Origin of the sequence: Aeromonas sp. Prich7-2, assembly GCF_017939255.1 — a bacterium.
In the GTDB taxonomy this organism is placed as follows: domain Bacteria; phylum Pseudomonadota; class Gammaproteobacteria; order Enterobacterales; family Aeromonadaceae; genus Aeromonas; species Aeromonas caviae.
In genome coordinates this window covers 1-338 of record NZ_JAGKRI010000346.1, presented here as the reverse complement: position 1 = coordinate 338, position 338 = coordinate 1, and the positions used below count along the sequence as shown (strand labels likewise).

The following is a 338-nucleotide window of genomic DNA, read 5'->3' as shown; positions in this document are numbered from 1 at the left end:
CGAGCCAGGATCCAGCGCTCGACGATCTGCACACCCACCTCGGCCTTGGCTTTGTCCTTAGGCTTGTAAGGGCGAGCTGGCATCACCGCCACCTGATAGTGCTCGGCCAACTGCTGGTAGCTGGGGTTGAGCTCGGGATCGTATCGGCAAGCCTTGCTGACACCGCTCTTGAGGTTGTCGGGGATCAGCAGTACCGGTGTCCCGCCGAAAAACTCAAAGGCACGGACATGGCTTTGCAGCCAGTCCGGCAGTGACTGGGACCAGGTGGCCTCGGCAAAGGTGTAGTTGGACGCACCGAGCACGGCGACAAAGACTTGTGCCTGACGGACCTCACCCGT

Annotated in this window: 1 protein-coding gene; it reads right to left on the bottom strand. The window is 61.2% G+C overall.

Annotated elements, in window-relative coordinates; translation table 11 throughout:
* Nucleotides 1–338 (bottom strand): DDE-type integrase/transposase/recombinase (locus J9892_RS22745; protein WP_210539101.1); only part of this gene is annotated, 338 nt, incomplete at both ends.